Genomic DNA, 22,472 nt, shown 5'->3' on the forward strand with positions numbered 1-22,472 from the left:
CGGCGCGCACCGCCGACGCCGAGACCGTGCGTCACGGCACGCAGGCGCTGGCGGCGGCCGACCCGCTCGACCCGGACGCCCGCGCGCAGGTGCAGGCCGCCGTCGCCCGGTCGCTCGTCGTGGTCGGTCGGTCCGCGGACGCCGAACCGCTCGTCGCCGCCGCCCGGGCGCACTGGGAGCAGGTCGGCGACGAGGGGCGCCTCGCCGACGCGCTCGTCGTGCAGGGCTCGGTGCGGTCCGCGCTCGGGGACGTCGACGAGGGCGTGGCGCTCGTCCGCCGGGCCGTCGAGGTGCTGGAGCGGCGGTCGCCCGGGCCCGAGCTCGCCGCCGCGATGCTGCGGCTCACCAGCGCCCACATGCTCGCCCGCGAGCGCGACGAGGCGGTGCGCTGGGGCGAGCGGACGATCGAGCTGGCCGGGCGGCTCGACGAGCGCGGGCTGCTCGGTCGGGCGCTGGTCGAGACCGGCATCGCCGACGTCGTCGACGGCCGGCGCGGGGGGCTGGTGCGGGTGCGGGAGGGGATCGCGCTCGGCGAGCGGGAGGGGCTGCCCGGCGTCGTGGCGTCGGGGTGGGCCCAGATCGGCTCGGGGTGCGGCGAGCTGCGCGACCACGGGACCGCCGTGCCGGCCCTCGAGCAGGCCGTGCAGGTGGCCGGCGAGCACGGCCTGGAGTCGCTGCGCTCCTACGCCCTGGCGTGGTGGGCGCGCTGCGACCTCGAGCTCGGCCGGTGGGACGACGCCCTCGCCCGCTCGCGCGGCCTGCTGACGTCGTCGACGCCCCTGGTCTCGCGGTTCGTCGCGCTGCTCACCACCGGCTGGGTGCGGGCCCGGCGGGGCGAGCCGGACGCGTGGGAGGCGCTCGACGAGGCGCACGCCATCGCGCGGCGGATCGGCCACCTGCAGCGGCGGTGGCCCGTCGTCGTCGCCCGGGCGGAGGCCGCCTGGCTCGACGGCGAAGCGGGCCGGTTCGCCGACGAGCTCGCCGACGTCCACGCGCTGGCGCGCAGGTGCCGGCACCCGGTCGCGGTGGGCGAGCTCGCGCTGTGGTTGGTCCGTGCCGGGGCCGCGCCGCCCGCCGACGTCCCCGCCGGCCCGTTCGGACGCTGGGTGTCCGGGGACGCGGCCGGGGCGGCCACCGCGTTCCGCGCGTCCGGGACGCCGTACGAGGCGGCCTGGGCGCTCGCGGAGACCGGCGACCCGGGACTTGCCGAGGCGGCGGAGGTGCTCGGGTCGCTCGGTGCCGCACCGCTGGCGACCCGGCTCGGACTGCGCGTCGCCCGGTCCGGACGCGGGGCGCCGGCGCGCCCGGCCGGGCTGAGCGCGCGCGAGCTCGAGGTGCTGCGGCTCGTCGCCGTCGGCTTCACGAACCCGCAGGTCGCCGCGGCGCTGGTGATCAGCCGCAAGACCGCCGAGCACCACGTGTCGCACGTGCTCGCCAAGCTCGGCGTCGCCTCCCGGGCGGAGGCGGCCGCGGCGGCTGTGCGGCTCGGCGTCCTCGACTAGCCCCACGGCCCACCCCGCAGGTGGGGACGCAGGATGGGGCAGGTGCCCGATGCGGCGGGGGTGGCCGCGGCGGTGGGATACCGGCATGGACAGATACCTGATCGAGCGCAACATCCCCGGAGCCGGCAGCCTCACGAGCGACGAGCTGCAGGCCATCTCGCAGAAGTCGAACGGCGTGCTGGCCGACATGGCGCCTCGTGCGCAGTGGGAGCACAGCTACGTCGTCGACGACAAGATCGTGTGCGTCTACCTCGCCGACGACGAGGCGGCCGTGCGCGAGCACGCCGAGCGCGGCGGCTTCCCCGCGGACGCGGTGCACCGCGTCGGCACCGTCATCGACCCGATGACGGGACGCTGAGCAGGCCCGCGAGCGCGGCGGCGTAGCGGTCGACGTCGACCGGGTCGTCGCTGAGGACGCGGAACAGGGCCGCCCGGGCCAGCACTGTCCGGGCGGCCCCGACCGCGTACGGGGTCAGCGCGGCCGGGTCGGCCCCGGCCCACAGGACGAGGTCGAGCACCGCGACGGCCTCGGCCCAGGCGGGGTCGCGCCAGTACGGCGCCACGTCGATGACGACGGCGGCCCCCGCGGCGTCGACCAGGACGTTGCCGCCGAGGTCGCCGTGCACCAGCTGCGACGGGGTGCGGACGTCGGTCCCGGCGCGCACGTCGAGCAGCCGGGCGACCAGGTCGGCGTGCGGACGCCCGCGGACGGCGGCGGCCACCTCGTCGGCCGGCGCCACGTTCGCCAGCACGTCGGCGTCGGCGTACCGGCCGCCGCGCCCGACCAGGACGTCCGGCCTGCTCGGGACAGCGGACGCGAGCTCGGCGTGCAGGACGCGCCCGGCGGCGACCACGACGTCGAGGTCGGTGCAGGTGGACGTGCCCGGCTCGTACCGGCTCGCCGCCCAGCCGTCGACCACCCACTCGCCGTCGCGGGCGGGGACGGGCACCGCGACCCGCAGGTCGAGCGGCCGCCGACCGGGCCGCTCGTCCATGCGCACGGCGAGCCGCGCCAGGACGGGGCTGAGCCAGGCGGTGACGGCGGCGTCGCGACCCGGCGACAGCACGAGGTCGCCGGCCCGCACGCTGCCGCCCTGCCCGCCGGGCAGCGGCTGCACCTCGCCCGTGACCGCGAACAGGTCGAGGACGTGCGACGGGGGCGAGGTCACTTGAGCAGCAACGTCTCCAGCCGGCGGGACGCGACGACGACGCCGACCAGCCCCATCGCCACCAGGTACGCCACGTGCCACAGGATGCCCGGTGCCACGGAGCCGAGCATCAGGTCGCGGACCATCTCGACGCCGTGGAACAGCGGCGTCGCGTGCAGGACGCCCTGCAGCCAGCCCGGGTAGGTCGACAGCGGGTAGAAGGTGGTGGAGAACAGGAACATCGGCAGGATCGCCAGCTGCACGTAGTCGAAGTCCTGCCACGAGCGCATGTACGTCGTCGCGGCCATGCCGACGGCGGCGAAGGCGAACCCGATCAGGCTCGCCGCCGGGATCGCCAGCAGCGACCACCACGACTGGACCAGCCCGCTGGCCAGCGCCACCAGGTAGAAGGCGACCGAGTAGACCAGGCCGCGCAGCAGCGCCCAGCCGATCTCGGCGACCGCGACGTCGCGCGGGCCGAGCGGGGTGGCCAGGATCGAGTCGTAGAGCCGGGCGTGCTTCATCTTGAAGAAGATGTTGAAGGTGCTGTCGAAGACCGCGCCGTTCATGGCGGAGGCGGCCAGCAGCGCCGGCGCCACGAAGGCGGCGTACTCGACCTGCCGCCCGCCGTCGAGGGTCACGGTGCCGACGAGCGCGCCGATGCCGACGCCCATCGAGAACAGGTAGAAGACCGGCTCGAAGAAGCCGGAGACGATGGTGATCCAGGCGTGCTTGAAAGCGACGAAGTTGCGCTCGACCATCATCCGGGCCATGCCGGCGCCGGCGGGCAGCGGCAGGGCGCGGGCGAGGGCGTGGGCGGGTCCGCGCCGGGCGGCAGGCGACTCGGGCCGCAGGTCGGTGGTCATCAGCTCACCAGCCGCTTCGTCAGCTGCCGCTCGGCCAGCACCCAGCCCACGACGACGAACACCAGCAGGTACGCCACGTGCCCGGCTGCACCCGCGAGCGTGCCGGTGCCGAGCGTCAGCCCCCGGCACAGCTCGACCCCGTGCCACAGCGGCGTCGCCCAGGCGACCGGCTGCAGGAACCCGGGCAGCTGGTCGACCGGGAAGAACGTGCCGCTGAACAGGAAGAGCGGCATCAGCACGAACCGGAAGAGCACGTTGAAGCTGTCGCCGCCGTCCTCGACCTTGGCGGACAAGGCGGTCACCGGCGTGACGAAGGCGAGACCGGTCAGCACCGCCGCGGGCAGCGCCAGCGGCGTGGTCCAGGCGTGCGTCGCGCCCAGCACGGCGGCGACGACCAGGAAGACCCCGCACACGATCAGGAGCCGGACGACCATGTACGCGACCTGCCCGGTCAGCACCTGCCGGGGGTTGAGCGGCGTGGCCAGCATCGCGTGGAACTGGCCGTTCCACTTGATCGCGCCGAGCACCGGGTAGGTGCTCTCGCCGGCGCCCGTCTGCATCGCGGTCGCGGCGAGCACCCCGGGCGCGATGAACGAGACGTAGGCGACGCCGTCGATGCCGCCCGAGATGCCGCGGTCGACGAGCACGCCGAGGCCGTACCCCATCGCCGCCAGGTACAGCAGCGGCGACAGGAAGCTCGACATCAGCGAGCCGCGGAAGGTGCGGCGGTAGACGACCAGGAGGTACTCCAGGACCGAGGCCGCTCCCCCGCCGTCCGGCGGTGCGGTGCCGAGGGCCCTGCCCCCGTCCTGCGCGTGCTCGACCTGCTCGGCGGCCATCAGTCGACCAGCGTCCGTCCGGTGAGGCGCAGGAAGACGTCCTCGAGGGTGGAGCGGCGCACCAGGCTCGACAGCGGCTCGAGCCCGCGCCGGTGCACCTCGGCCACGGCGGCGTCGCCGTCGTGCACGTAGAGCAGCAGCCGGTCGGGCAGCACCTCGACCCGCTCGCCCACGCCCTCGACCTGCGCGGCGTACGGCGCGTGGTCGTCGGCGTGCCAGCGCAGCTCGAGCACCTCGCGGGTGGAGTGCTCGGCGATCAGCTCGCGGGGCGACCCCTCGGCGACGATCAGGCCGTGGTCCATGACGACCAGCCGGTCGCAGAGCTGCTCGGCCTCGTCCATGTAGTGGGTGGTGAGCACGAGCGTGACGCCTGCGCGCTTCAGCCGGAACAGCCTGTCCCACAGCACGTGCCGTGCCTGCGGATCGAGACCGGTGGTCGGCTCGTCGAGCAGCAGGATGCGCGGGGAGTTGATGAGCGACCGGGCGATGGTGAGCCGGCGCTTCATGCCGCCGCTCAGCGGCTCGACGCGGGAGGTGCGCCGCTCGGTGAGCTGGGCGAACTCGAGCAGCTCGTCGGCCCGGCGGCGCACCTCCGCGCGCGGGAGGCCGAAGTACCGGCCGTAGGTGTGCATGTTCTCCTCGACGGTGAGCTCCTCGTCGAGGTAGTCGCGCTGCGGGCAGACGCCGAGCTGGGCGCGGATGGCCGGGCCCTGCGTCCTGGGGTCCATGCCCAGGATGCGCAGCTCGCCGCCGGACGGCGGCGAGACGCAGCCGATCATGCGCATCGTGGACGACTTGCCGGCGCCGTTCGGGCCGAGGAAGCCGAACGACTCGCCGGCGTGCACCTGCACGTCGATGCCCTTGACCGCCTCGAAGTCGCCGAAGGACTTGCGCAGGCCGCGGGCGGAGATCAGGACGTCGCCGTCGGGACCGCCCGTGGACGAGGTCGTCGGCGCGCTTCCGGGGGTGGGGCTGACAGGCACGGGGACGACCGTAGCCCCGCCCTCCGACAGGCGGCCAACCGGTTACCGCCCCGCTGGAGGGTGGGTCGCAGAGGGTCGGTCGGGGGCCGCCGGTGCGGCCCCCGACCGGGTCTCAGCGGCCGTCAGCGGCGCAGCGACAGGCCGTGCCCGTAGGCGAACAGCGGGTCGCCGAGCCCGGGGACGTCCTCCGGGTGCTCGCGCACCTGCTGCATCGACCGCGGCAGGTCGAACGGCAGCCGTCCGCGGGGCTCGACCGCGCCGGTGAGCGCATCGAGCAGCGCGGCGTCGCAGGTGCCGTAGCTGCCGGTCAGCGCCGAGCACAGCGGCAGCAGCGGCGTGAGCACCGGCGGCCGGTCGAGCACGACGTCGACCACCAGCGGGACGGTGGCCGCCAGCCTGCTGAGCCGCGCGACCAGCCCCGGCTGGAAGTCGAGGTGCCCCTGGTGGAACCAGGACTCCAGGAACAGGTCCGAGCGGGGCTCGAACGGCGCCCCCAGGCGCAGCAGCGCGACGTCGGCGTCCTCGGGCCGGTCGACGACGGTGAACCGCTCGCCGACGACCGCCGGGTCCCAGCCCTCGCAGTAGACGCGCGCGCCGGGACGCAGCGGGAGCACGCCGTCGAGGTGGTCGGTGCCGTCCTGCAGCACCGTGACCGACGCCGACTGCGCGGCGAGCCCCTCGGCGCGGAACGTGTCGTTCCCGACCGTGGCGGCCGCGTGGTCCTCGTCGACGTACGGGTGGTCGAACAGCCCGAGGCGGAACTTCACCGCCAGCAGCCGCCGCGCCGACTCCTCGACCCGCGCCTCGGTCACCCGTCCGGTGCGGACGAGCTCGAGCAGCACCTCGACGCACTCCTCGCCGCCGAACTGGTCGCAGCCGGCCTGCAGGATCAGCTCCATCCGGCCGAGCGGGTCGAGGTGCTCGACGCCCCACGACCGCGCCGGGAGCACCTGGTCGCCGACGTGGTTGTCGTTCACCAGCTCCCAGTCGGTGAGCACCACGCCGTCGTAGCCGAGGCGCTCGCGCAGCATGCCGGTGACGACCTGCCGGTTGTAGCCGAAGCCGACCTCGTCGATCCGCTCGCCGTCGACCACGAGGTCGACCGGCATGCCGTAGTACGGCATCACGGCCGCGACGCCCGCGGCGAGCACCGGCGGGAACGGCGACAGGTGGTCGTCGAACCGCCCGCCGCGGTAGACCTGCTCGCGCCCGTAGGGGAAGTGCGCGTCCTCGCCGTCCTGCTGCGGCCCGCCGCCCGGGAAGTGCTTGGCGGTGCACGCCACCGAGTCCGCACCGAGCTCCTCGCCCTGGAACCCGGCGAGGTAGGCCAGCGACAGCTCGGTCACGAGCGCCGGGTCCTGGCCGAAGGTGTGCACCTGCCGGGCCCAGCGGGGCTCGGTGGCGAGGTCGAGCGTGGGGTGCAGCGCGGCGCGGATGCCGACCGCCACGTACTCCTGCCGGGCCACGTCGCCGAAGCGGCGCACCAGCTCGGGGTCGCGCAGGGCGGCCAGCCCCAGCGGCTCCGGCCACTGCGAGAAGGCCCGGGCGGCGAACCCGGCGCCCGAGTTCTCGATGAACGCGTTGCGCGGGTCGGTCGAGATCGTCACCGGGACGCCGTGCGGGGTCTCGGCCGCGAGCCGCTGGACGTTGTTGTACCAGCGCGCCGCCATCCGCGGGTCGTGCAGGTCGTGCACGTTGAAGTGGTTGACGAGCTTGTCGACGACCACCTCCCGCGTCCCGGTCTTGCTGATCCTCCCCGGCCCGGGCAGCGTCGAGCCGTCCTCCCCCGCCTCGATGACGGTGTGGAACAGCAGCCCGACCTTCTCCTCCAGCCCCATCCGGCCCACCAGGTCGTCGACCCTGGCCGCCACCGGCAGCGAGGCGTCCCAGTAGGGCTCGCTGCGGTCGCGCCCGTCGACGTACCGCGGGTCGGGCCTCGGTGTCCCCGTCACGGTCGCGCCGGCCATCAGACCGTCCCCGCCCCGAACCGCTCCATCGCGATGACCGGCCGGAGCGCGCGGCTGAACTCCCTGGTGCAGAACGCGTCACGCAGCAGGTCGCGCACCAGGACGTTGCCGACCGCGCCGAGCACCATCGCCTGGTCGAGCGACAGGTAGCGACGGGCGATCGTGCCCGACCGCACCGCCACGGCGTCGAAGAACCCGCCGTCGCCGTAGGCACCGAGCTCGCGCTCGATGCGGCGCAGGTTCGTGAAGGCCTGGTCGGGCTCGTGCATCATCGCCAGGAAGGCGGCGTGGGGCGTGACGACGCCGTCGCCGAACGCCGGGTTCGGCGCGGTCGCCGGTCGGCAGTCGCCGAAACCCGGGTCGTACTGCGTCTTGTCGACGTCGGAGAAGTAGCCGTCGGGGTTCATGCCGAGGGCGTCGACGCCGTACTCGCGGTAGCTCGCGAACGGGTCGGACGAGGGCGAGAAGCCCCAGTAGCCGTAACCGGCCTCGTCGAGCCCGTGCTCGCGCTGGGCGCGCACGTGCAGCGCGTGGTTCACGGCCCAGGACCGCTTGCCCCACTTCGTCTCGTGGACGAAGACGTCTGGCATGAGCTCCTCGAACATGCTGCCGCCCCAGCCCGGGACGATGCGCATGCCGCGGTACTCGTAGGCACCCTCGAACACGTCGACGCCCAGGTAGCTGCGGGTGCGGCCGACCGGCTGCGACTCGTGCCACGACCAGTCGCACGACGCCGGGAAGGTGCGCCACGGCGAGAAGTAGCCGCTCGCCGGCACCTGCCCGGTGGCGATGCCGAGGTAGGTCGCGATGCGCGTCTCCGACACCGCGGTGTCGTAGTGGTGGTTGGTGTACCAGACGTCGGGGCCGATCCCGATGTGGTTGCCGAGGAACACGTCGGCGCCCTCCGCGGGCGGGGCGTCGTAGAACCCGCCGTGCAGCAGGCCGGCCGGCTCCTTGTCGGGGTTCCAGAACATGTCCCAGCGCATCCGGCGGAACAGCCGGTCGGCGAGGGGCGCCGCGGTGGCGTCGCTCGACCGGACGACGACGAGGGCGGCGCCGAGCCAGCCGTTGTCGACGCTGGACAGGAACGGGTACACGCGGGCGCCGTCGGTCGGCCACGCCGTCACCACCGCGCCGGTGCTCTCGTCGTACCAGTTGTAGTACATGCCGCTCGGCTCGTGGTGGTCCATCTGCAGCAGGGTGCCCAGCGTCTGCACCAGCCTCCGCGAGCACTCCGCGGGCGTGATGATGCCGAGCTCGCGCGCCACGACGGCGCTCCACAGGTACCCGCCGATGTTGGTCGGCGACGTGTAGCGGCTGCGGTCGCCCGGCGCGAGCGACTCCGGCGAGTTGTCGGCGACCAGGCCGGTCGTCTCGTCCGTCATCGCCACCATGGACGCCCAGGTGTCGCGCGCCCACCGGCGCACGGTGCGGGTGTCGAGCCGCGCGGTGCCGCCCGCGGTCAGCAGGGTGGGCGCGGCGGACGCGGGGGGCGCGGCCAGCCCGCCCAGCGAGCCGGCGCCCGCCAGGGCCGCAGCCCCGGCCCCGAGCAGGAAGCCGCGGCGCGACGGGGTGGCGGTGGTCGTGCTGATCAGGTCGGTCCGGGTGCTGCTCATCGTCGAGCTCCTTCGGGGTGGGGGTCAGGACGGTTGCGCCGCGACGGGTGCGGACCCGTGCGGCGGACTCACTTGATGCCGGTGGTGGCGATGCCCTCGATGATCCGGCGCTGGAAGACCAGGAAGACCGCCAGCACGGGGATGATGACGACCGTCGCCCCGGCGAGCAGCAGGCCGTAGTCGGTGCTGTTCTGGCCGGTCGAGTACAGCGCCAGCGCCACGGGCAGGGTGTAGTTCTCCTCGGTCTGGGCCACGACCAGCGGCCACAGGAAGTTGTTCCAGCTGCCGAGGAAGGTGAGGATGCCGAGCGTCGCCAGGGCCGGCCCGCACAGCGGCAGGAACACCTGGGCGAAGATGCGCAGCTCGCCCGCGCCGTCGACGCGGGCGGCGTCGAGCAGGTCGCGCGGGAGGCCGAGGATGAACTGCCGCATCAGGAAGACGCCGAACGGCGAGACCAGGAACGGCAGGATCAGGCCGGGCAGCGAGTTGATCAGCCCGGCGTTCGCGACCAGCACGAACAGCGGCACGAAGGTCACCACGCCGGGGATCATCAGCGTCACCAGCACGGTGACGAACACGACCCGCTTGCCCTTGAACTCCAGCATCGCCAGCGCGTAGCCGAGCATCGAGCAGAACAGCAGGTTGCCCACGGTGACCACGACGGCGACCACGAGCGAGTTGGTGAAGTACGTGCCGAAGTCGAGCCGGGTGAACAGCTGGGTGATGTTGTCGAGCGTGGGGTCCTGCGGCAGCACCGTCGGCGGGACCTGCCGCAGCTCGGGCGTGGTCTTGAACGCCCCGAGGACCATCCACAGGAACGGCGAGACCACCACCACGAGCAGCACGGCCAGCACCGGGTAGAGCCAGTTGCGTCGCAGCCACCCACCTCGGGGCCGCGCGGGACGGCCACCGAGGTCGGTGCCGGCGCGACCGCCGTCGCGGCCGACCGGGACGGCGCTCACCGGGCGCGAGCTGGTGTCGGAGGCGGTCATGACTGGTTCTCCCGCAGCAGCCGGAACTGGATCGCGGTGACGACGGCGATGACCACGAAGATCAGGTAGCTCATCGACGCCGCGTACCCGTAGTTGCCGAAGCTGAACTGCTGGTAGGTGTACATGGACATCGTCAACGTGCTGTCGAGCGGACCGCCGCTGGTGAGCACGAACGGCTCCTCGAAGATCTGCAGGTAGCCGATCATCGTGGTCACCGAGACGAACAGCAGGGTCGGACGCAGGAGCGGGAACGTGATGTGCCAGAACCGCTTCCACGCGTTCGCACCGTCGATCGCGGCGGCCTCGAGCAGCGAGGCGGGCACCGACTGCAGACCGGCGAGGAAGATGATCATGCCGGTGCCGAAGTTGCGCCACACGATCATCAGCAGCACGGCCGGCTTCGACCACGTCTCCGAGCCGAGCCAGTTCGGACCGTCGACCCCGAACCAGCCGAGCGCCGTGTTCAGCAGGCCGCCGTCGGTCTGGTAGATGAACCGCCAGACCACCGCGACGGCGATGATCGAGGTGATCACCGGCAGGTAGAAGCCGAGCCGGAAGAACGCGCGCAGCCGCTGGATGCCCTTGTCGAGGGCCACCGCGGTCGCGAGCGCGACCGCGAGGGTCAGCGGCACGCCGATGACGACGAAGAAACCGGTGTTCGCCATCGAGGTGAGGAACTTGTCGTCACCCAGCGCGCGGGCGTAGTTCTCGAACCCGACCAGGTCGACCGCGAACGGGGTCCGCAGGTCGCGCGAGGTCGTGTCGGTCACGCTCATGAACAGGGACTGGACGACGGGCCAGACCGTGAACAGGAGGAACAGCAGGCAGAAGGGCAGGGCGAGCACCCACGCCGCCCTCCCCTCCCGCAGCCCGGTGCGGGTGCGGGAGGAGGGAGCCGGCGTGCTGCGCTGCTCCTTCTCGGTCGCCGTGGTGGCGCTCATCGCAGGTGTCCTTACTGCCCGGTGCCGATCGAGTCGGCCTGGCCCTGCACCTCGGTCAGGCTCTCGGCGACGTCGGCGTCCTGCTTGGTCACCCGCTCCAGGGCGGAGTCGAACTCGGTGACGACCTGCTCCCACGTCGGGAACGACGGCGGGGCCTTGGCGGTCTCGAGCTGGGTGCCGAACGTGGCGAGCTTCTCGTCGTCGGCCAGCGCCGGGTCGTCCCACGCGGAGGTGACGGCGGGCAGGTCGGTGGAGATGTCGTACCACTTCACCTGCGTCTCGGGCTCGGAGAGCCACTCGACGAGCTTCCAGGCGCTGTCGCGGTTCTCGCTGTCCTTGAAGACGGCGAGGTTCGAGCCCCCGACGAACGAGGACGAGATCTCCTTGGCGGGGATCTGGAACACGCCGTACTTGTCGGCGAAGCCCTCGCCGCCCTGCGCCTCGACGGCCGACATCATCCACGGGCCGGAGATGAACATCGGGACGCGGCCGCTGACGAAGTCGGGCTCGGTCGTGGGCTGCACCGGGGCGTTCTTGTCGGAGATGCCGTCGGTGAAGAAGCTCTGGTAGTACTCCACGGCCTCGGCGGTCTTCGGGTCGTCGAAGTTGTAGGCGGTGCCGTCGTCCTTGGTCAGCTCGGCGCCGTTGGACCAGGCGAACGGCATGACGGTCTGCCACGAGCCGGTGCCACCGGCCTGCATGCCGATGCCCCACTCGGCGCCCGCCTTCGACTGCATGTCGGACGCCATCTGCTTCAAGCCGTCCCAGTCGGTGGGCGGCTCGGTCCAGCCGGCCTGCTCGGCCAGGTCGGTGCGGTAGTAGACCACGCGGGTCTCGACGTACCAGGGCACGCCGTAGGAGGTGCCGTCGACCTCGGTGGTGCCCCAGGCGCCCTCGAAGAAGTCGCCGGAGTCGATCGAGGGCGGCGTCGGGTCGAGTGCGCCCAGCCCGGAGAACTCGCCCATCCACGTGGAGCCGACCATCGCGGCGTCGGGCGTCTCGCCCGCGGCGATCGCGGTGGTGAACTTGTCGTGCGCGGAGTCCCAGGGGACGGCGGTCACGTCGACGGTCACGTCCGGGTTGGCGTCCTCGAACTCCTTGACGAGCTCGGGCAGCTTCTCGCCCTCGGCGCCCATCGCCCAGATCGAGATCTCGCCGGTCGCGGGACCCTCGCTGACCTCCTGGCCGGTCTCCTCGGCGGTCGCGCCGCCGTTGCCGTCGCGGCCGCAGCCGGCCAGCAGGAGCCCGGTGGCCAGCAGCGCCACCGTGGCGGTCGTGGTGCGTCTCATCGCGGTGTACCTCTTTCGTGTCTGCCGGGTTCCGGCAGGTTTCGGGGCGGGGGTGGACGGGGGGTCTCAGGGGGCGGGGTCGACGCAGCCGCAGGAGCCGCGCAGGACCAGCTCGGTGGGCAGCACGCCCTGCCCGGTGGGCAGGTCGCCGCCGACGACGAGGGCGTGCAGCCGCTCGGCGGCGGCCTCGCCGAGGCGCCGCACGGGCTGGCGGACGGTGGTGAGGCCGGGACGGACGAACCGCGCGGCCATCACGTCGTCGAAGCCGACGACGGCCAGGTCGGCCGGGACGTCGTACCCGGCCTCCTGCACGGCGCGCTGCACCGACAGGGCGATCTCGTCGTTGGCGCAGCACAGGGCGTCGGCCACGAGCTCGCCGGCGAGCCAGCGCCGGGCGACGTCGCGGCCGGCCTCCTCGCGGAACGGCACCCGCACGGCGTCCGCCGGCACGACGCCGCGGTGCTCGTGGGCCGCACGGAACCCGCGGTAGCGGTCGGCGACGTCCGGCGCGTGGTCGGGGTCACCGACGAACAGCAGCCGGGCACGCCCGTGCTCGAACAGGTGGGTGGTGAGATCCGCTGCGGCGACGCCGTTCTCGGCGCGCACGCTGTGCGGGTCGTCGCTCGCCTCGCCCGCGAGCACCACGACCGGACGCTGGGCGCGCAGGTCGTGCACGAGCCGCTCGGGCAGGGCGGCGGACGCGAGCACCGCGATGCCGTCGACTCGTGCGGCCAGACCGCGCAGCGCGGTGCGCGGGTCGCCGTTGCCGACGAGCTGGCGCAGGACGACGCTGTGGCCGAGCTCGGCCGAGCGCGCCTCGAAGCCCATCAGCAGCTCGGCGAAGTACGGACCGGTGAGCTCGGGCAGCACCAGCCCCTGCGCCTCGTGCCGGCTCGCGGCGAGGCTGCGAGCCCCGCCGTGCGGGAGGTAGTCGAGCTGCTCGACGGCGGCCAGCACCTTGTCGCGGGTGCGGTCGGACACCTTGGCCGAGCCCTGCAGCACGCGGGAGACGGAGGCGATGGAGACACCGGCGCGCTCGGCGACCGAGTAGATCGTCGCGCCGCTCTGGTGGGAACGGGACTGCACGGGACTCACCTCCGCCCTCGACGTTGAAAGCGCTTACACAGGCACCTTGCCACGGTCTGCCCGATCACCGCAAGCGACGTAGCCTGCGGTGGTGGACGCGATCGAGGTGCTGCTGGAGTCGTTCGGCCGGGTCCCCGACCTGGCCCGGACCGCCGTCGAGGGGCTGGCGGAGGACGAGCTCGCGTGGCGTCCCGACGAGGAGGCGAACCCCATCGGGTGGCTGGTCTGGCACCTGGCCCGGCAGCAGGACGCGCAGGTCGCCGCGCTGGCCGGCACCGACGAGGTGTGGGGCCGTGACGGCGGGTGGGGCGAGCGAGCGGACCTGCCGTTCCCGTTGCAGGAGAACGGGTACGGGATGGACGCCACCGACGTCGCCCGGGTGCGGCTCGACGCCGCGACCCTGCTGGGCTACCTCGACGACGTGCAGGCGGCGTCCGAGGCGTACCTGCGCTCGCTCGCGCCGGACCGGCTCGACGACGTGGTCGACGAGGACTGGGACCCGCCGGTGACGCGCGGTGCGCGGCTGGTCAGCGTGGTCGACGACGCGGTGCAGCACGCCGGCCAGGCGGCGTACGTCCGCGGGCTGCTCGAGCGCCGCTGAGGGAACGGCCTCAGGCCGCGGCGGGGGCGGCGCGGCGGGCCGCGAGCGCGGTCGCCACGACGGGCACCAGCAGCACCAGCGCCGCGACGTTCAGCCACGCGTACCCGGCGAGCTCGAGCACGGGTCCGGCCAGCACGCCGGCCGTCGCGGCCGCGACGCCGACGACGAGGTCGCCCGTCCCCTGCACGGGGGTGCGCACCTCGTCGGGGACCGACGCCGACAGCAGGGCCGAGCCGGCGACCATCGTGCACGACCACCCCAGGCCGAGCAGGACGAGCGCCACCGCCACCTGCCGGTGGTCGTGCGAGGCGGCCGAGGCCCCGGTCGCGGCGGCGGCGCCGAGCACGACGACGCCTGCCCCGACGACCGGCACGGCGCCGTACCGGTCGACCGCCCAGCCCACCAGCGGGCTGAGCGCGTACATGCCGGCGATGTGCAGGCTGATGACCACCCCGACCACGCGCAGGCTCGCGCCGTGGTCACCCAGGTGCACCGGCGTCATCACCATCACCGCGACCATCAGCGCGTGCCCGCCCGAGACGGCCGTCATGCCGGCGAGCGCGCGCGGGGTCCGTGCGACGAGCCGCAGCACCTCGAGCGTCCCCGGTACCGGCTCGCGCGGCCCGGCCGTGGCGGAGTCGGCGACCGCGGGGGCCGCGCCGTCGTCCGGGAGCGCACCGCTCCCCCGCGGCCTCCGGTCACGGAGTCCGAGGAGCACGACGAGTGCGGCGGACGCGAACGCGACCACCGAGAACAGGTAGGGGCCCGACAGGGCGGGGATGCCGACGGTGCCGCCGAGCGCTCCCCCGAGGCCGGAGAGGTTGGGGCCGGCCACGGACCCGATGGTGGTGGCCCACACCACGACCGACAGGCTCCGGCCCCGGACGTGCGCCGCGACGCCGTCGGTGGCGGCGTAGCGCGCCTGCAGGCCCGCGGCGGTGCCGCCGCCGAAGGCCGCGGTCGCGAGCAGCAGGAGCCAGAACCAGCCGAGCACGGCGGCGACGACCGCCAGCACCGCGCCGACCAGACCGAGGCCGTACCCGGCCGCGAGCGCGGGTCCGCGCCCGGACCGGCCCGCCAGCCGGGCCAGCGGGACGGCCAGCAGCGCGGCACCCAGGACGGCTGCCGTCTGCGCCAGCCCGGACAGGCTCGTCGAGCCCGAGACCTGCTGCGCCAGCAGCCCACCCACGGCGATGCCGCTCGCGACGCCGATGCCGCCGAGCACCTGGCTGGTGACGAGCACCGGCAGCCGGCGGCCCCGGGACGTGACCGGAGCCGCCGCCGGAGCGGTGCTCACGCCCGGTCGGACGCGGGCGTCACCGAGGCCACCGCGCCGAACCCGCCGCTGCGGAAGGCGTCGACGAACAGGGCGTGGTCGGTGCGCACCTGCTCGGCGTAGGCGTGCGCGAACTGCGTGGTCTCCTGCACGAACGCGTCGACGTCGTCGCCGACGCAGGCGCTGACGACCTCCTCGACGCTCACCGGCACCAGGTCGTGCTCGGACTCGTCGTCGGCGACGCAGTGGATCTTCGCCGTGGCCTGGCCGAGCTGCTCGACGAGCTCGAGCATCTCGCCGGGCTCGGCCACGCCGTCCCAGTCGAGGTCGGCCTCGTACGGCGAGTACTCGCTGACGACGTAGCCGGTCTCGGGACCGTGGGTGCCGGGCAGCTCGGTCCAGCCGAGGAAGCGGTCGGCGTGCGCCTGCAGGGCGCGCTGGCTCAGCGCGGTGCGGTGGCCGTGGTGGTGGAAGTACCCCGCCACCCGCTCGTCCTGCACGACCCGGCTCGGGGCGGCGACGTTGCCCTGCTTGAAGGTGAGCACGACGTCGTTGTCGAGCGCCTGGCTGAAGCCCTCGATGAGCACGTTGTACGCCGGCAGCCCGGCCGACCCGATGCCGAAGCCGGAGCGGCCGACGACGTCGAGGACGTCGAAGGTCACGGTGCCGTCGTGGCTGCGCTCGGGCAGCGTCCGGACGTAGCGCTGGAAGGCCTCTCGCACGAGGGCGTCCTCGCCGTCGTCGAGACGACGGACCCCCGGCACCTGGGCGAATCGGCGCTCGAAGTCCTCGACGACCGTGGCGCCGTCGAGCAGCTGCACGCGGGTGCTCATCCGCGCCGCCCGGAGGGCGTCGAGCACTCCCCCGCGCGCGTTGTCGAGGGTGAGCGCCCACTCGGTGTCGTCGTCGGCCTCCACGTAGTGGCGCACGTGGTCGACGTAGGCCCGCAGGTAGGTGCCGACCAGCTCGTCGATCGCGTCGTCCGGCAGCGCCTTCTGCCAGCACACCAGGGCGAGCGAGGCGCAGAACCGCATCGGGTCCCAGGTCCAGTGCCCGAGGTAGGCCTCGTCGAAGTCGTTGACGTCGAAGACCAGCCGGCCGTCGCGGTCGAGGTAGGTGCCGAAGTTCTCGGCGTGCAGGTCGCCCTGGATCCACACCCGGCGGGCGCCGTCCTGCTGGGTCCAGCGGTCGTCCACGCCCGCGAACGGCCCGCTGCCGGCGACGTCGGCGTAGAACAGGCAGGCGGTGCCGCGGTAGAAGGCGAACGGGTCGCGCGCCATCGTGCGGAACTTCGACCGGAACGCCGTGGGGTTCGCGTCCATCAGGTCGGAGAACGCCTCGGTGAGGGTGCCGACGACGTGCTCGCTGCGCTCGCCCCGCGAGGCCGCGCCGCTGCCGCGGCGGTCGCGGCGGCTCACCGGCCCAGCCCCGGACGGGCGGGCGGCAGGTCGCGGCCGAGCCGGCGCTGCGCCGGGACGTCCATGGCGTCGCACACGGCGAGCCAGACGTTCCGTGGGTGGTGGCCGGCGTCCAGCGCCTGCTGGGCGGTCAGACCGTCCAGGGCGCCGATCGACTGGTCCTGCGCGACCGAGCGTGCGTAGCCCACCCCGAACTCCTCTTCCATCAGCTGCCAGAAGACGCTGTGCCTCACCCGGTCAGAGTGCCACGCCCGCGTGCCGCCCGGAACGCGCCCGGCCCGACCGGGGCGCGGTTGTCGGACCCGGGTGCGACGATCACGTCCGTGAGCGCACCGACGGGCACCACCACCGGTCCCGGCGCGTCGGCCGACGTGCTGGCCCGGTTCAGCGCGCCCGCCCGCGAGTGGTTCACCTCCGCGTTCGAGGGGCCGACCCCGGCGCAGGCCGGGGCGTGGGACGCGATCTCCTCGGGCCACCACACCCTCGTCGTGGCGCCGACCGGCTCGGGCAAGACGCTCTCGGCGTTCCTGTGGGCGATCGACCGGTTGTCCACCACCGACCTCCCCGAGGACCCCCGGCTGCGGTGCCGGGTGCTCTACGTCTCGCCGCTCAAGGCGCTGGCGAGCGACGTGGAGCGCAACCTGCGCTCCCCGCTCGCCGGCATCGCGCAGGCGGGTTCGCGCGTCGGCGAGCAGGTGCGTCCGCTCAGCATCGCGCTGCGCTCGGGCGACACCCCGGCGTCCGAGCGGCGGCAGTTCACGACCAAGCCGCCGGACGTGCTCATCACCACGCCCGAGTCGCTGTTCCTGCTGCTCACCTCCCGCGCCCGCGAGCAGCTCGCCGGGGTCGAGACGGTGATCGTCGACGAGGTGCACGCCGTCGCCGGCACCAAGCGCGGCGCCCACCTCGCGCTCACCCTCGAGCGGCTCGACGCGCTGCTCGAGCAGCCTGCCCAGCGGATCGGGCTGTCGGCCACCGTGCGGCCGGTCGAGGAGGTCGCGCGATTCCTCACCGGTCACCGCGAGACCGGCACCGGGGGCGGCCGTCCGGTCACCGTGGTGCAGCCGCCGTCGACCAAGGAGTGGGACCTCAAGGTCGTCGTCCCGGTCGAGGACATGACCGAGCTGGGCCAGCCCGCCACCACCGACGACGGCTCCACCGACCTATCGGGGGCAGCGGCCGGTGCGCCCGCCACGCAGTCGATCTGGCCGCACGTCGAGGAGAAGGTCGTCGACCTGGTGGCGCCGGTCGAGGGCGAGCCCGCGCGGTCGTCGCTGGTGTTCACCAACTCGCGGCGCCTGGCCGAGCGGCTGACGGCCAGGCTCAACGAGGCCTGGGCGGCACGGTTGCAGGAGCGAGCCGAGCACGACGACGACGCGGCGGACGACGACACCCCCGCGACCGGGCGCGCACCCGCCGAGGTGATGGCCCAGGCCGGCGCCTCCTGGGGCGCGCCGCCGGTGCTCGCCCGGGCGCACCACGGGTCGGTCTCGAAGGAGCAGCGCGCCCTGATCGAGGACGACCTGAAGTCGGGGCGGCTGCCCAGCGTGGTCGCCACGTCCTCGCTCGAGCTCGGCATCGACATGGGCAGCGTCGACCTGGTGGTGCAGGTCGAGTCGCCGCCGAGCGTGTCGAGCGGGCTGCAGCGCGTCGGCCGTGCCGGGCACCAGGTGGGGGCGGTCAGCCGCGGCGTGATGTTCCCGAAGTTCCGCGCCGACCTGGTGACGATGGCCGTGGTCACCGAGCGCATGCGCACCGGGCAGATCGAGGCGCTGCGGGTGCCCACCACGCCGCTCGACGTGCTGGCCCAGCAGGTCGTCGCGATGACGGCTATGGACGACTGGACCGTCGACGACCTGTACGACCTCACCCGCCGGGCGGCGCCGTTCGCGACGCTCACCCGGCCGGTGCTGGAGTCGGTGCTCGACATGCTGTCGGGCCGCTACCCCAGCGAGGAGTTCGCCGAGCTGCGACCGCGGCTGGTGTGGGACCGCATCGCCGGCACCCTCACGGGGAGGCCCGGCGCCCAGCGGCTCGCGGTCACCAGCGGCGGCACCATCCCCGACCGCGGCCTGTACGGGGTCTTCCTCGCCACCGGCGAGGGCGGCGGCGGGCGGCAGGGCGGCCGCCGAGTGGGCGAGCTCGACGAGGAGATGGTCTACGAGTCGCGGGTCGGCGACGTGTTCACCCTCGGCGCCTCGACGTGGCGGATCGAGGACATCACCCACGACCAGGTGCTCGTCACGCCGGCACCCGGCCAGCCCGGCAAGCTGCCGTTCTGGCACGGCGACCAGCAGGGGCGCCCGCTCGAGCTGGGCCGCGCCGTCGGCGAGTTCGTCCGCGAGGTCGACGCGCTGTCCGACGACGCCGCCCGCGAGCGGCTGTCGGCGGGCGGGCTCGACCCCTGGGCGGCCGACAACCTGATCGGGTACCTGCGCGAGCAGCGCGCGGCCACCGGGCACCTGCCCGACGACCGCACGATCGTGGTCGAGCGGTTCCGCGACGAGCTCGGCGACTGGCGCGTCGTGGTGCACTCGCCCTTCGGGGCGCAGGTGCACGCGCCCTGGGCGCTGGCGCTCGGCAGCGCCATGCGCGAGGCCTACGGCCTCGACGTGCAGGCGATGCCCGCCGACGACGGCATCGTGCTGCGGATGCCCGACCTCGACGCCGGGCCGTGGGGTGGCGAGGGCGACCTCGGCGACCTGCCCCCGCTGCACGACGCCGAGCCGGCCCGTGGCGCCGACGGTCCCGAGGTGCTCTCCGCCCTGCTGGTCGAGCCGTCGTCGGTGCAGCAGCGGGTCACCGACGGTCTCGGTGGCTCGGCGCTGTTCTCCGCGCGGTTCCGCGAGTGCGCCGCCCGCGCGCTGCTGCTCCCCCGCCGTCGCCCCGACCGCCGCCAGCCGCTGTGGCAGCAGCGCCAGCGGGCGGCGTCGCTGCTCGAGGTGGCCTCGCGCTACCCGACCTTCCCGATCGTGCTCGAGACCGTGCGCGAGTGCCTGCAGGACGTCTTCGACGTGCCCGGTCTCGAGGGGCTGCTGCGCGGGCTCGAGTCGGGCGAGGTGCGGGTCGTCGAGGTCACCACCGACCAGCCCTCGCCGTTCGCCCGGTCGCTGCTGTTCGGCTACGTCGCGCAGTTCCTCTACGAGGGCGACGCCCCCCTGGCCGAGCGCCGTGCCGCCGCGCTCGCCCTCGACCCCGACCTGCTGGCCGAGCTGCTCGGTGGCGACGCCTCGGGCACCCGGCTCGCCGACCTGCTCGACCCCGAGCAGGTGCTGCGCACCCACCGCGAGCTGCAGCGCCTGCCGGTGCCGGGCGCGGCCGACGACGACGAACGGGCCGAGCTCGACCGCCGGGCCCGGTCGATGGAGGAGCTGTCCGACCTGCTCCGGGTGCTCGGACCGCAGAGCCGCGCCGAGCTCGCCGAGCGCAGCACCGGCACCGCCGAGGAGGTCGGCGGCTGGGTCGACGCGCTGGTCGCCGCGCGGCGGGCGATCGAGGTCACCATCGGCGGCACCGACCGGGTGGCCGCGGCCGAGGACGCCGGCCGGCTGCGCGACGCGCTGGGCACCCCGCTGCCGGTCGGGCTGCCGCTCGCCTTCACCGAGGTCGTCGACGACCCCCTCGGGCAGCTCGTCGCGCGGTACGCGCGCACGCACGTCCCCTTCACGGCGCTGGCGCTGGCCCGGCGCCTCGGGCTCGGCGTGGCCGTGGTCGACCAGGTGCTGACCCGGCTCGCCTCGTCCGGGCGCCTGGTCGTGGGCGAGCTGCTGCCCGACGCGGCCAGGCCGGGGCTCGCCGCCGTCGACGCCGCAGCCGACGAGCCGCTCGACGTGCACCAGTACTGCGACGCCGAGGTCATGCGGGTGCTGCGCCGGCGCTCGCTGGCCGCCCTGCGGGCCGAGGTCGAGCCCGTGCCGCAGAGCGACCTCGCGCGGTTCGTGCCGTCGTGGCAGCAGGTCGGCGGACGGCTGCGGGGACCCGAGGGCGTGCTGCGGGTCGTCGAGCAGCTGGCCGGCGTCGTCGTGCCCGCGAGCGCGCTCGAGTCGCTGGTGCTCCCCGCGCGGGTCGACGGCTACCAGTCGGGCATGCTCGACGAGCTCACCAGCTCGGGCGAGGTGCTGTGGTGCGGCCACGGCGAGCTGAGCGGCGACGACGGCTGGGTGTCGCTGCACCTGCCCGAGACCGCCCACCTCACGCTGCCGGTGCCCGACCCGCCCGACGCTCCCCCGCCGGCCGACGACGAGCAGCCGCTCAGCGGACGCGTCCTCGACCTGCTCGGGTCGGGCGGCGGGTTCTTCGTCCGCGCCCTGTCCGACGCGCTCGCACGCTCCGGCGACCGCCCGGGCGACCAGGCGCTGGCCGACGCGCTCTGGCAGCTGGTCTGGGAGGGCCGCATCAGCAACGACACGTTGGCGCCGCTGCGCGCCCGGCTGCGCGGCGGGCGCACCGCGCACCGGGCGCGCAAGGCGCCGGTCCGCGCTCGCTACGGGCGTCCCGGGCGGGGTGCTGCCGGTGCGGGGGCAGCGGCGCGAGAAGCGTTGTCGCGCAGCGCTCCTGCCTCGCTCGCCGGCCGGTGGTCGCTGCTCCCGATCGCCGACCCCGCTCCCACCCAGCGCGCCGCGCTCGAGGCCGAGCTGCTGCTCGAGCGCTACGGGGTCGTGACGCGCGGCTCCGTCGTGGCCGAGGGGCGTCCCGGTGGGTTCGCCGCGGCGTACCGGGTGCTCGCGGCGATGGAGGAGTCCGGACGCGTCCGCCGCGGGTACTTCGTCGAGGGCCTGGGAGCCAGCCAGTTCGCCACCACCGCCGCGGTCGACCGGCTGCGGGCAGCGCCTCCGACCCCCACCTCGGGCGAGGGGTCGCCCGCCTGGGCGCGCACGCTGCCGAACCGGGCTCCCGCCACCGACCGCGCCGCCGTGCTCGCGGCCTGCGACCCCGCCAACCCGTACGGCGCGGCCCTGGCCTGGCCCGACGTCGAGGGGCAGCACCGTCCGGCGCGCCGCTCGGGCGCGCTGGTGGTGCTGCTGCAGGGCGCGCCGGTGCTCTACGCGGAGCGGGGCGCGCGCACCGTCCTCACCTTCACCGACGACCCCGACGCCCTGACGGCGGCGGGGCACGCGCTGGCCACGGTCGTGCGGCGCGGGCAGGTGCAGGGGCTCACCGTGCAGACGGTCGACGGCGCCCCGCTGCTCGGCAGCGAGCACCCCCTCGTCGCGGCGCTGACCGAGGCCGGCTTCCACCCCACCCCGCGCGGGCTGCGGCTGCGCACCTGATCGCGCGCCCCCACCACGACCTCAGCCCAGCACGCAGACCTCGTGCTCGGGGTCGAGCGGCAGCTGCGGGTCGCCCGAGACGACCCAGCGGGCACGTGACCACGGCGCCTCCGCGCGCAGGTGCGCGTCCTCCTGCTCGGTCCACGACAGCTGCACCTCGCGGGTGACCTCGCCGCGTGCCACCCGCTCCTCCTCGCGCCCCCACCGCACGGGCTCGGGCGTCTCGACCCACACCAGGGCGGTGACGTCGGACGCGAGCGAGCGCCGCCCGGTGCCGACGCCCTCGAGCACCAGCGGGTCGGCGCCGGCGGGCACCCGGATCGAGCCCTCCCGGCCGCGCTCGCGCCAGGCGGCCGGCCGGAAGTCGACCGCGTGCCCCGCCCGCAGCGGCGCCAGCACGCCGTCGCGCAGCAGGTGGTCCCACTCCACGACCGAGTCGTACCAGGCGAGGTCGTCGCCGTGGACGAGCGCGGCGCCGGGGAGCAACCCGGTCAACCGGGCCGCGAGGGTCGACTTGCCGGACGCGCTGCGGCCGTCGACAGCGAGCACCGCCGGCCCGGACCCACGGTGCGCGTCCTGCAGGACGACGGACACCTCCCGGGCCAGGTCGTCGAGCCGCCGCACCCTCCAGCGCACCGCGTCGTCACCCATCGTCCGCCCCTCTCCGTCGCCGGCACG

The 22,472-nt window shown here is 74.5% G+C and carries 18 protein-coding genes; 4 read left to right on the forward strand and 14 right to left on the reverse strand.

Features of this window, described 5'->3' with window-relative positions; all coding sequences use genetic code 11:
- On the forward strand, positions 1 to 1,502 hold a 1,502-nt coding region (locus ACYVKY_RS21900), incomplete at its 5' end, for a LuxR C-terminal-related transcriptional regulator (RefSeq protein WP_460437105.1).
- Positions 1,503 to 1,587: 85 nt separating this feature from the next.
- Positions 1,588 to 1,860, forward strand: coding sequence for a DUF4242 domain-containing protein (locus tag ACYVKY_RS21905; RefSeq protein WP_460437106.1), 273 nt, complete (start codon positions 1,588 to 1,590; stop codon positions 1,858 to 1,860).
- Here ACYVKY_RS21905 and ACYVKY_RS21910 read toward each other — a convergent pair.
- From ACYVKY_RS21910 to ACYVKY_RS21955, 10 genes are all read right to left on the reverse strand, one after another.
- Complete coding sequence (locus tag ACYVKY_RS21910) at positions 1,835 to 2,671, reverse strand: aminoglycoside phosphotransferase (RefSeq protein WP_460437107.1); 837 nt, start codon at positions 2,669 to 2,671, stop codon at positions 1,835 to 1,837. The genes ACYVKY_RS21905 and ACYVKY_RS21910 overlap by 26 nt on opposite strands.
- A complete protein-coding gene (locus ACYVKY_RS21915) occupies positions 2,668 to 3,516 on the reverse strand; it encodes an ABC transporter permease (RefSeq protein ID WP_460437108.1) in 849 nt (282 codons plus the stop codon). The genes ACYVKY_RS21910 and ACYVKY_RS21915 overlap by 4 nt, the downstream gene beginning before the upstream one ends.
- On the reverse strand, positions 3,516 to 4,355 hold the full coding sequence (locus tag ACYVKY_RS21920) for an ABC transporter permease (protein WP_460437109.1): 840 nt from the start codon (positions 4,353 to 4,355) through the stop codon (positions 3,516 to 3,518). The genes ACYVKY_RS21915 and ACYVKY_RS21920 overlap by 1 nt, the downstream gene beginning before the upstream one ends.
- Entirely contained in the window at positions 4,355 to 5,269 is a 915-nt protein-coding gene (locus tag ACYVKY_RS21925; protein WP_460437146.1) for an ABC transporter ATP-binding protein, read from the reverse strand. The genes ACYVKY_RS21920 and ACYVKY_RS21925 overlap by 1 nt, the downstream gene beginning before the upstream one ends.
- A gap of 191 nt (positions 5,270 to 5,460) precedes the next feature.
- On the reverse strand, positions 5,461 to 7,305 hold the full coding sequence (locus ACYVKY_RS21930; RefSeq protein ID WP_460437110.1) for a glycoside hydrolase family 3 protein: 1,845 nt from the start codon (positions 7,303 to 7,305) through the stop codon (positions 5,461 to 5,463).
- Entirely contained in the window at positions 7,305 to 8,921 is a 1,617-nt protein-coding gene (locus ACYVKY_RS21935; protein ID WP_460437111.1) for a glucoamylase family protein, read from the reverse strand. The genes ACYVKY_RS21930 and ACYVKY_RS21935 overlap by 1 nt, the downstream gene beginning before the upstream one ends.
- 68 nt (positions 8,922 to 8,989) lie before the next feature.
- Complete coding sequence (locus ACYVKY_RS21940; protein ID WP_460437112.1) at positions 8,990 to 9,913, reverse strand: carbohydrate ABC transporter permease; 924 nt, start codon at positions 9,911 to 9,913, stop codon at positions 8,990 to 8,992.
- The gene (locus ACYVKY_RS21945; RefSeq protein WP_460437113.1) at positions 9,910 to 10,854 is read right to left on the reverse strand and encodes a carbohydrate ABC transporter permease; all 945 of its coding nucleotides are present in this window, start codon (positions 10,852 to 10,854) and stop codon (positions 9,910 to 9,912) included. Before ACYVKY_RS21945 ends, ACYVKY_RS21940 begins: the two co-directional genes overlap by 4 nt.
- 11 nt (positions 10,855 to 10,865) lie before the next feature.
- Positions 10,866 to 12,143 (reverse strand): sugar ABC transporter substrate-binding protein, encoded by a 1,278-nt coding sequence (locus tag ACYVKY_RS21950; RefSeq protein ID WP_460437114.1) that lies wholly within the window; start codon positions 12,141 to 12,143, stop codon positions 10,866 to 10,868.
- 66 nt (positions 12,144 to 12,209) lie between these two features.
- Positions 12,210 to 13,229 (reverse strand): LacI family DNA-binding transcriptional regulator, encoded by a 1,020-nt coding sequence (locus ACYVKY_RS21955; RefSeq protein WP_460437115.1) that lies wholly within the window; start codon positions 13,227 to 13,229, stop codon positions 12,210 to 12,212.
- Positions 13,230 to 13,320: 91 nt separating this feature from the next.
- Between ACYVKY_RS21955 and ACYVKY_RS21960 the strand changes: the two genes are divergently transcribed.
- Positions 13,321 to 13,830, forward strand: coding sequence for a mycothiol transferase (locus ACYVKY_RS21960; RefSeq protein WP_460437116.1), 510 nt, complete (start codon positions 13,321 to 13,323; stop codon positions 13,828 to 13,830).
- 10 nt (positions 13,831 to 13,840) lie between these two features.
- Here the strand turns inward: ACYVKY_RS21960 and ACYVKY_RS21965 are convergent, their stop codons facing one another.
- Genes ACYVKY_RS21965 through ACYVKY_RS21975 form a run of 3 tightly spaced genes read right to left on the reverse strand, consistent with a single transcriptional unit; the run spans position 13,841 to position 16,757 of the window.
- Positions 13,841 to 15,127 (reverse strand): MFS transporter, encoded by a 1,287-nt coding sequence (locus ACYVKY_RS21965; RefSeq protein ID WP_460437117.1) that lies wholly within the window; start codon positions 15,125 to 15,127, stop codon positions 13,841 to 13,843.
- A complete protein-coding gene (locus tag ACYVKY_RS21970; RefSeq protein ID WP_460437118.1) occupies positions 15,124 to 16,524 on the reverse strand; it encodes a DUF2252 domain-containing protein in 1,401 nt (466 codons plus the stop codon). Before ACYVKY_RS21970 ends, ACYVKY_RS21965 begins: the two co-directional genes overlap by 4 nt.
- Positions 16,521 to 16,757: a DUF3046 domain-containing protein gene (locus tag ACYVKY_RS21975; protein ID WP_460437119.1), complete on the reverse strand. Its 237-nt coding sequence runs from the start codon at positions 16,755 to 16,757 to the stop codon at positions 16,521 to 16,523. The genes ACYVKY_RS21970 and ACYVKY_RS21975 overlap by 4 nt, the downstream gene beginning before the upstream one ends.
- Before the next feature lie 81 nt (positions 16,758 to 16,838).
- Here ACYVKY_RS21975 and ACYVKY_RS21980 point away from each other — a divergent pair, with 81 nt between their 5' ends.
- On the forward strand, positions 16,839 to 21,794 hold the full coding sequence (locus ACYVKY_RS21980) for an ATP-dependent helicase (RefSeq protein ID WP_460437147.1): 4,956 nt from the start codon (positions 16,839 to 16,841) through the stop codon (positions 21,792 to 21,794).
- A gap of 21 nt (positions 21,795 to 21,815) precedes the next feature.
- Here the strand turns inward: ACYVKY_RS21980 and ACYVKY_RS21985 are convergent, their stop codons facing one another.
- Positions 21,816 to 22,445 carry a uridine kinase family protein gene (locus tag ACYVKY_RS21985; protein ID WP_460437120.1) on the reverse strand — a complete coding sequence of 210 codons (630 nt, stop codon included), beginning with the start codon at positions 22,443 to 22,445 and terminating at the stop codon, positions 21,816 to 21,818.
- Between the last annotated feature and the right edge of the window lie 27 nt (positions 22,446 to 22,472).

Source organism: Angustibacter speluncae, from assembly GCF_054777815.1.

Excerpts from the sequence above, each read along its gene's own strand:
- ACYVKY_RS21950 (WP_460437114.1), bottom strand. The coding sequence starts at position 12,143 with ATGAGACGCACCACGACCGCCACGGTGGCGCTGCTGGCCACCGGGCTC.
- ACYVKY_RS21920 (WP_460437109.1), bottom strand. The coding sequence starts at position 4,355 with ATGGCCGCCGAGCAGGTCGAGCACGCGCAGGACGGGGGCAGGGCCCTC.
- ACYVKY_RS21935 (WP_460437111.1), bottom strand. The coding sequence starts at position 8,921 with ATGAGCAGCACCCGGACCGACCTGATCAGCACGACCACCGCCACCCCG.
- ACYVKY_RS21915 (WP_460437108.1), bottom strand. The coding sequence starts at position 3,516 with ATGACCACCGACCTGCGGCCCGAGTCGCCTGCCGCCCGGCGCGGACCC.
- ACYVKY_RS21930 (WP_460437110.1), bottom strand. The coding sequence starts at position 7,305 with ATGGCCGGCGCGACCGTGACGGGGACACCGAGGCCCGACCCGCGGTAC.
- ACYVKY_RS21905 (WP_460437106.1), top strand. The coding sequence starts at position 1,588 with ATGGACAGATACCTGATCGAGCGCAACATCCCCGGAGCCGGCAGCCTC.
- ACYVKY_RS21940 (WP_460437112.1), bottom strand. The coding sequence starts at position 9,913 with ATGACCGCCTCCGACACCAGCTCGCGCCCGGTGAGCGCCGTCCCGGTC.
- ACYVKY_RS21985 (WP_460437120.1), bottom strand. The coding sequence starts at position 22,445 with ATGGGTGACGACGCGGTGCGCTGGAGGGTGCGGCGGCTCGACGACCTG.
- ACYVKY_RS21945 (WP_460437113.1), bottom strand. The coding sequence starts at position 10,854 with ATGAGCGCCACCACGGCGACCGAGAAGGAGCAGCGCAGCACGCCGGCT.